General features: G+C 42.2%; 5 protein-coding genes. 2 read left to right on the top strand and 3 right to left on the bottom strand.

Features of this window, described 5'->3' with window-relative positions:
• Both NT175_13480 and NT175_13475 read right to left on the bottom strand, forming a co-directional pair.
• Positions 1 to 323, bottom strand: a 323-nt coding sequence (locus tag NT175_13480) for a DNA methyltransferase (GenBank protein ID MCX6235708.1), incomplete at its 3' end; no start/stop codon positions are given.
• Positions 324 to 561: 238 nt separating this feature from the next.
• The gene (locus NT175_13475; protein MCX6235707.1) at positions 562 to 2,985 is read right to left on the bottom strand and encodes a M1 family metallopeptidase; all 2,424 of its coding nucleotides are present in this window, start codon (positions 2,983 to 2,985) and stop codon (positions 562 to 564) included.
• Between the two features lie 140 nt (positions 2,986 to 3,125).
• Between NT175_13475 and NT175_13470 the strand changes: the two genes are divergently transcribed.
• Entirely contained in the window at positions 3,126 to 3,497 is a 372-nt protein-coding gene (locus NT175_13470; protein ID MCX6235706.1) for a GxxExxY protein, read from the top strand.
• Positions 3,498 to 3,565: 68 nt separating this feature from the next.
• Here the strand turns inward: NT175_13470 and amrB are convergent, their stop codons facing one another.
• A complete protein-coding gene (gene amrB, locus NT175_13465) occupies positions 3,566 to 4,678 on the bottom strand; it encodes an AmmeMemoRadiSam system protein B (protein MCX6235705.1) in 1,113 nt (370 codons plus the stop codon).
• A 199-nt stretch (positions 4,679 to 4,877) separates the two neighbouring features.
• On the opposite strand from amrB, the gene NT175_13460 reads away from it, so the two are divergent.
• Positions 4,878 to 7,709, top strand: a complete 2,832-nt coding sequence (locus tag NT175_13460; GenBank protein ID MCX6235704.1) for a T9SS type A sorting domain-containing protein — start codon at positions 4,878 to 4,880, stop codon at positions 7,707 to 7,709.
• The last annotated feature ends 58 nt before the right edge of the window (positions 7,710 to 7,767 follow it).

Genomic DNA, 7,767 nt, shown 5'->3' with positions numbered 1-7,767 from the left:
TCCACATAGAATTGAAAGGTCAGGTAATCGGTGATAATAAGGTTATTCAGCGATGCCCTGTAACGGTCGAACTGTTCTTTATGAATCCTGTTATTCAGGTCAGCACCAACATCTTTTGCTTCGATGAAGCCAATGGGGATGTCTTTCTTTGTAATGATATAATCAGGCGCACCGCACTCAATCCGGGAAGGTTCATTGGTTGCTGCCACACCGGGAAGCAAACTTTCGAGAAGGTTTCGAAGGTCAGGCCGGTAACTATGCTCCGTTGATATGCCGGATTTGTATAGTTGGTTGACTTTTTGAAGGTATTCCTGAACGGTCATTTTGAAACTTATTAGCCAATAAATTTAAGGTTTTTTCCCGAGATAACAGTGCAAGGATATTATGACGATTATTTACGCTTGCTGGTCCCCTTGTTCCTGTTGCCCAGCTGGCGCGCGTTTCCGAACGCGTGCCTGGTATCAGCGCGTTTGAAACGCGCAATTCTTTAGCACGCGTCACAGACGCGCGCTAGCATTGATGACTCCGCTTGTTGTGTTTCCCCGTTCTGCCAAGCAGCCATCATGGCAACTTGTAATTGAATACCTTGCTCAAAGTCGCTTTCTGTCCGTCACTCCATTCATGCAAGTGGTAATAATCCATCAGAATCTTCTTATACTGATCTTGCTGCATGAAATAGGTGAGGACATCTTTTGCCGTATTCGACAATTTATAATTCCAGTATACGACGGCATCAAACAAGTTCCTGGCAACACGCTCATCAAGATAATTCAGGCGTTTTAATGCCATGAGCGCATTCTGCCGGGTTTCAAATTCATAACTCAGGCTGCTGCAGTCGATAAGTTCGTTCATATATTCCTTTTTCCCCTTTTCAATAGCCAGTTCAAGCCATTTAATCCGGATATTGATACCACGCCATCCGGTTTGATTTTGTGTTATTTCAAGATAACGGTCTGCATCCGGGGGAAAGGAGCGAATGAGGTTCTCCAAAGCAAGTTCCAGGTTGATATAAGAGAAATCATTCAATAAGGTCTCATAATCTTCTTTAAGGTCTGACGGCACGTTTTTTACATTAATCAGCACCGCTCGTCTGACATACGGATCCTCATCTGCCATGGCTTTTTTTATAAGGTCAATTGTCGCGAGTGAATTATCAGCGGCAAGCTGGGCGATGATTTCTCCCCTGGTAAGTTGATAAGTCTCCTTATCATAGCATCGTATTAACAAGTCTTTTTTCTGATCTGTCGTGAATTTTTTTAATGCGAGTAAGGCATCATAACGGTCAATCATATTTGGTGCTTCCAGCACCTGATGTGAGAGCTCTTCAAAACTTTTTTCAAAGTTGACTTTTTTCAGGATTTGACGGTTTGGATCAAAAAGTACATAAGCGACCTCTTTTTCCCCCGGATTGGGAACAACCACAATAGTAGTCTCACTGTCCACCCATTCTTTTTTACTGTCAAAGCTACCGTCAGAATAATGCACTTCGAAGATAATGGGCATCCTGAAATATTTTATTAGCTCATTAACGGTATGTAACTGTCTGACCTCCATCTGCGTCACCCATTTTTCGTCCTTAATTTTTAATTCTTCATATTTAATAGTGTACTCCGGTTCTCCCCCGCGAAGGATCCATTCTTCAAAGAACCAGTCGAGGGTTTGCCCTGTTGAATAATACACCGAGCTGAAAAAGTCAGATGTTCCGGCATCCTGGTAAGGGTGATGTTCAAGGTAGTATTTCACTGCTGTTTTGAAGTCGGCATCGCCCATCACATAACGGAGCATGTCGAGTATAAGGGATCCTTTCGGATACCAGCGTGCCCTGCCGCCGCTGCTGTGACCCGTGGCATAGTTATCCCTGACGGCAGCTTCCATCGTCTCCAGCAGCTCATTATTCCTGACATTCTGGTAATAATCTTCTCCATAGACCGACTTTTCGAACATCTTGGCATAATAGGTTCCGAAACTCTCTGTCAGCCACACATCTTTTGATGCCAGGTGTGTGATATAATTTCCAAACCACTGGTGTGCCAGCTCATGAGCATTGGTGTTGACGTAGCTCCTGCCTGAGAATGCCCTTTCATCAACGAACATGTAATCACCGAATACGGTAGATGTCGTTGTTTCCATGGCCCCATACAAGTAATCCACGACAGGAGCCTGTCGGTAAAGTTCCCAGGGGTAAGGCAAACCCATCTCATCCTCGAAGAAATCGAACATCTTCACAGTATAAAGGTACGTGGTCGTAACACGGTCTTCCTGATCGGGATAGTACCAGTATTCCAGAGGCAGACCTTTTGAAGTCTGTGAGGACTTAAAGTCATAATCGCCGATGACCAGTGCCGTGGAGAAAAGAGGGTGAGGCCCGTTCATCCTGTAATGCCAGGTTTTGGAACCATCGGCATTTTCTTTCACTTCGACACGCACACCATTGGAAAAAACTTTGTATTTCCTGTCAAAGGTCACATACATATCCACGGTGAGCCGGTCAGTGATATAAGGAAGCCAGCTCATGGGCCGGTGTGTCCATACCTGTTTTCTCTTGATGCCACGCGGATCATCCCACCCGGAAAAATAAAGAACGGACGGGGATTTGGCCTTGTAATCGAAAATGATTTCGTGGAGACTGTCGTATTGGTTAATGAATGATGTGTAAATAATCACCTGGTCATTGTCAGAACGGTATTTAACCGGTACTTTATCAATAGTAATCGAATTAAACCGGATATCAGGAACATAAAAAGTTATCGAGTCCAGCTGATGCCGTAATGGTTTAAAGGTAAAAGCCGCATTACCTTCAACAGTTTGAGTGTAGGGATCAATTTTGATATGTGCATTGAGATGAGTGGCGTCGATCATCCTTTCGCCAGGCCATTTACCGGCATCATAATGATAAGAGATAATTTTCTCCTGAGAAAAACTGCTTAGGGAGGAAATCAGTAATAGAATCACTACACATTTGGCATTATTCCTTCGATAATTCATTCTTAAAATGATTATAAGTGGGTCACAAATTTAGCATATTCCGGATTAATTGTTATTGGGGAATCAACCATTTCAATGTAATTTAAACAATTTTAACCACGAAGTATCACAGAGGAAAAACGGAGTAAAACGGAGGATGAATGATTGAATCTGATCTTACGGAGAGAATAATTCGATGCGCTTTAAATGTTCATTCAAAACTTGGTCCTGGTTTGCTAGAGTCATCGTATGAAGAATGTCTGAACTATGAATTAGTAAAAGAAGGAATGAATGTTGAAAAACAAAAACCTCTTCCATTGATATATAAAGGTATTAAGTTAGAGATTGGTTATAGAGTGGATTTATTTGTTGAAGACAAAGTGATTATAGAGGTGAAGGCAGTTGAAACCTTTAATGAAGTGCATCTAGCACAGGTCATTACTTACTTAAAATTATCAGGATGCAAAGTTGGGCTACTGATAAATTTCAACGTTAAGCACCTTCGTAATGGAATAAAACGTGTGATTGTATAGTCCCTCTGTGTTCCTCCATATATACCTCCGTGTCCCTCCGTGGTTAAAAAATTAGTAAATCTCCCATATCATTTGTACCCGATAGCTGCATATCCTACCCAATGGCGGATATTTGCGGGGGCTGTCACACCCATGCGGATATCATCAACTTTAATTTGCTTATGATCAATGCTTGTTGCATAGCCGACAGGTATACCTGTGAGCTCGTCCTGCCTTAACAGGTAAGCCAGGTAGTATGATGTAAGAAGCCCCACAGGTATTGAGTATCTTCCGCACCATGTCCATGTATACTTTTTATAATCCTTTTCATCGACCGTGAGGGTTGTAAATTTCCTGACATGTTCAGGTGTAATTTTCCCGGAGATGGTGTTGATGATCTCCCATTCATGCTGAACAGCCGCAATATATCCTGAGGTATCAGCGCCGAAAAAGGCATAGTTGCTTCCTCCCCAGTCCTGGTCACCATAATGCACGGCATCACTGCTGATGGCTATGGCATAATCCTCACCCCATGTCCAGTTTCTTTTCTGAGTAACTTTTTGAATTGCTGCTGCCAGAGCATGCGCAATTTCATTCGCTCTGTCATAATTCATATATGGAACCAGGATAGGGACAATTTCCACATCCGGGTGATAGTACTGAATGAAAGGCACTAGGGCTTCTATTGAATGTTCTATGCTTTGCATGGAATCATTGACCTGGTATGTCTCAGGTGGCAGCTCTTTAATTATTTTTTCTCTTAACGTTGACACCGGAACATTACCCTTTGGTTCTTTCCACGAGGAGTAGCTGTCGAAGATGATCTGGTTTTCAAGATTAAGTTGCTTGGCTTTATGTGCCACACCGAAGAGAATGATGGTTTTTGCTTTCAGGTTTTTTAAAACAGCCGGATAGAGGTATCCAACATAAGTGTAATCATCATGAGGGCAAATCACGGTTTTCCAGGTATAATTATCAGCGATGTGAGCATCAGCTAATGTTTTTTGAAATAGTTTTCCTTGTTCCCTGCCGATTCTTGTCATGATGCTGTCCATTTGCCAGCTAAATGTGGCAAAGCCGACAGTATCGACAGGCTGGCGGATCCCGGGAGCTTGTGCCAAAGAGATATCAGTCAAATAGGCATGTCCCCAAAGCACAAAAACAGTAAAAACTAATATACGGTGCAGGTTGTGACGTCTCATTTTCGGTCAGATCCTTTTAATGAAAATTATTTTATCGGGTCACAGGACAGGTACAATATTACATTTTTTTTTCCTTGATAGTTAATGCAGCTTAGTCACTTGACCCGCATCTTTGTGGCTGGAAAAATAATTGCAATAACAAATTCGTGTCAGAAAATTAAAAAAAATCGTAAATTGCATTATTCAAATTTTTTAAAAAATGAAAAAGAAATGTTATTATCTCGCGGGACCATTAATCCTTCTGGCGGGATTTTATTATCTGGTTTTCATAAATAATTCTGATACAGAAAATAAAAGTGATTTTGCAAAGCCGGTTACGGATGAATTATATCGTTTGTCCAGAGGAGAATTTGCATTGTACAATGCACAATATGAGTATGAAAAAATACGGGATCCTCAAATAAACGCCATTCCTGATCATATCAAGGCAGATGAACTGGCTTTTGCCTCCACGTTACCCAAGAAGGAAACATCAGAAAGAACCCAGCTATGGGACCACAGAGGACCTTTTAATGTCGGTGGCAGAATGTTATGCATGGCTTTCGATGTGGAAGATGAAAATATTATTCTGGCGGGAAGCGCTTCAGGAGGCATGTGGCGTACCACTACAGGAGGTAATGTATGGTACAAGGTGACTCCTCCCAATACAGAGCAGAGTGCTACGGCTCTTGCGCAAGATACCAGACCGGGAAAAACAGACATCTGGTATTACGGTACGGGAGAAATTTTAAGTACCACCGATCGCAATGTAAGTACGAATGTAAGAACGATTGGGATTGGGAATGGTATTTTTAAGTCGACAGATAACGGAGAGACATGGCAACCCCTGCCTTCAACCCAGGGAGGGACGCCAGGAACACTTGAAAAAGTATTCCAGGGTGTCTGGCGGATAGTGACCGATCCCACTGTTCCTGATAAAGATATGGTCTATGCTGCCTGTTATGGTGCCATCATGCGATCGGTGGATGGAGGTAATACCTGGACTATCACCCTAGGTGATCTGACCAATAATTCCTTTGCAACAGATATAGCCATAACCTCAGATGGCGTTCTTTATGCTGCCCTGAGTTCTTTTACAACCTCCATCATGCGGCCTCAAAAAGCGGGCGTATGGCGTTCGGAAGATGGGATCCACTGGATCAATATCACTCCTGCCGGTTTTCCGGATCTTTATCGCAGAATGCAACTGGCTGTGGCACCATCCAATGAAAAAGTGGTATATCTGATGACAGAATCACCATCTTCCATTCATATACCTTATTCCGGAATTTTTAACTCTGATAATTACTTCTGGAAATACACCTATAATATTCAGGCCGATTCGGGTACCTGGGAAAACAGGACAGAGAATATGTTCGGGAATGGCCACGGAGACTTTCTGAGTTATCCGAACTCGTTTATATCCTATGGAGGTTACACATTTACCCTGGGTGTTAAACCCGATGATGAGAATGTGGTTTTTACCGGCGGGATGAGTCTATTCCGGACCACAAACGGATTTTTTGACACGTTGCAGACATCCTGGATTGGCGGTGATCCCTATGATATGGATTCGCTGCATATGCTTCACCCCGATGTACATGCATTCGCTTTCCATCCCTCAAATCCTGATGCTTTATATGTAGCATGTGACGGCGGAATTGTATTTACAGAAGATTGTTTAGCTGAAAACGTATCCTGGACCCGTTTAAACAATTATCTGTGTACGTCCCAATTTTACTCAGTAGCTATAGATCATGCAGGTAATGGCGATGATATCATCCTGGGAGGACTTCAAGATAACAACTGGTACTATACATTCACAAATGCACCGGGTGATTACTGGTTTCAAAGCGTTGATCTCTATTACGATGGCTTTTCAAGCAGGATTGCTGATAACCACGATTTTGCGGTCATATCAGCCTATAGCGGTAATATCTGGACACATTTATTCGATGAGAACAACCACCCTAAAGATATTTTCTATCAAACACCTGATACACTTCTGAGCTATTATGATCCCACCATTGGTGCAAATCCGATCTTCCCCTTCTATTGCAATTTTATACTGGACCCCGTGTCGAATGAAACATTTTATCTACCAACAATAAACAGCATCTGGAGAAAAGATAACATGAAAGCTGCTTCACAGGATACTTCCCTCCGAAATGCAGGATGGTCGAAATTAAATCATATTGACCTGAGCGAATCTGTTGAGATATCAGCCCTCAACATATCCCTCAATCCTCCAAACCGACTTTATTATGGAACCAACAATGGACATTTGTACAAATTAGACGACGCAAATACAGGAGATCCTTACCCAATCGAAATTACAGGAGAAAACTTCCCTTTCAACGCTTTTGTAGCCTGTATCGATGTGGATCCGGCAAATGCAGATAGGATATTTACGGTTTTTTCAAATTATCGTGTTAAAAGTATCTATTATTCCGATGACGGGGGAATGAACTGGACGCATGTCAGCGGAAATCTGGAACAGTATCCGGATGGAAGCGGTGCCGGGCCGTCTGTACGATGGGTGAAAACGTTAAACTACGATGAGCATACCGTTTATTTTGCAGGAACTAGTACCGGACTTTATTCTACCATTTCCCTGAATGGAGATCAAACCGTGTGGGCACAGGAAGGATCCAATTCGATTGGATATATTATGGTGGATATGATCGACGCACGTGAATCAGACGGATTTATTGCTATTGCCACACAGGGCAATGGAATTTATAGTACTTACTATGATCCGGCAGCAGCCACCGGAGACAAAACTGAATCAACCAGTTTAAATTTTAATTGTTATCCGGATCCTTTTAAGCATCATGCCACGATTGAAATGGAGCTGAACAAACCTGCTCTGGTGGAGATCGGATTATTGAACATTCAAGGACAAGTGGTTAAGGATTTGTATAAGAGAAACTGTCCCAAAGGAACCCTCTATCTTAAAATAGATGGAAGCGATCTATCATCGGGGATTTATTTTATCAGAGCCAGGATTAATGAGCTGGTGAATGTCCGGAAAGTCATTGTAATGGATTAGCTTATACCAGAACTTTTTATAGTAAAGGGTTGTTTTTTCATTTTATACCTAAATTAAC

It is taken from the genome of Bacteroidota bacterium (genome assembly GCA_026391695.1).
In the GTDB taxonomy this organism is placed as follows: domain Bacteria; phylum Bacteroidota; class Bacteroidia; order Bacteroidales; family JAGONC01; genus JAPLDP01.
This window is presented reverse-complemented; position numbering and strand designations above follow the sequence as displayed.

Excerpts from the sequence above, each read along its gene's own strand:
- NT175_13475 (MCX6235707.1), bottom strand. The coding sequence starts at position 2,985 with ATGAATTATCGAAGGAATAATGCCAAATGTGTAGTGATTCTATTACTG.
- NT175_13470 (MCX6235706.1), top strand. The coding sequence starts at position 3,126 with ATGATTGAATCTGATCTTACGGAGAGAATAATTCGATGCGCTTTAAAT.
- amrB (MCX6235705.1), bottom strand. The coding sequence starts at position 4,678 with ATGAGACGTCACAACCTGCACCGTATATTAGTTTTTACTGTTTTTGTG.
- NT175_13460 (MCX6235704.1), top strand. The coding sequence starts at position 4,878 with ATGAAAAAGAAATGTTATTATCTCGCGGGACCATTAATCCTTCTGGCG.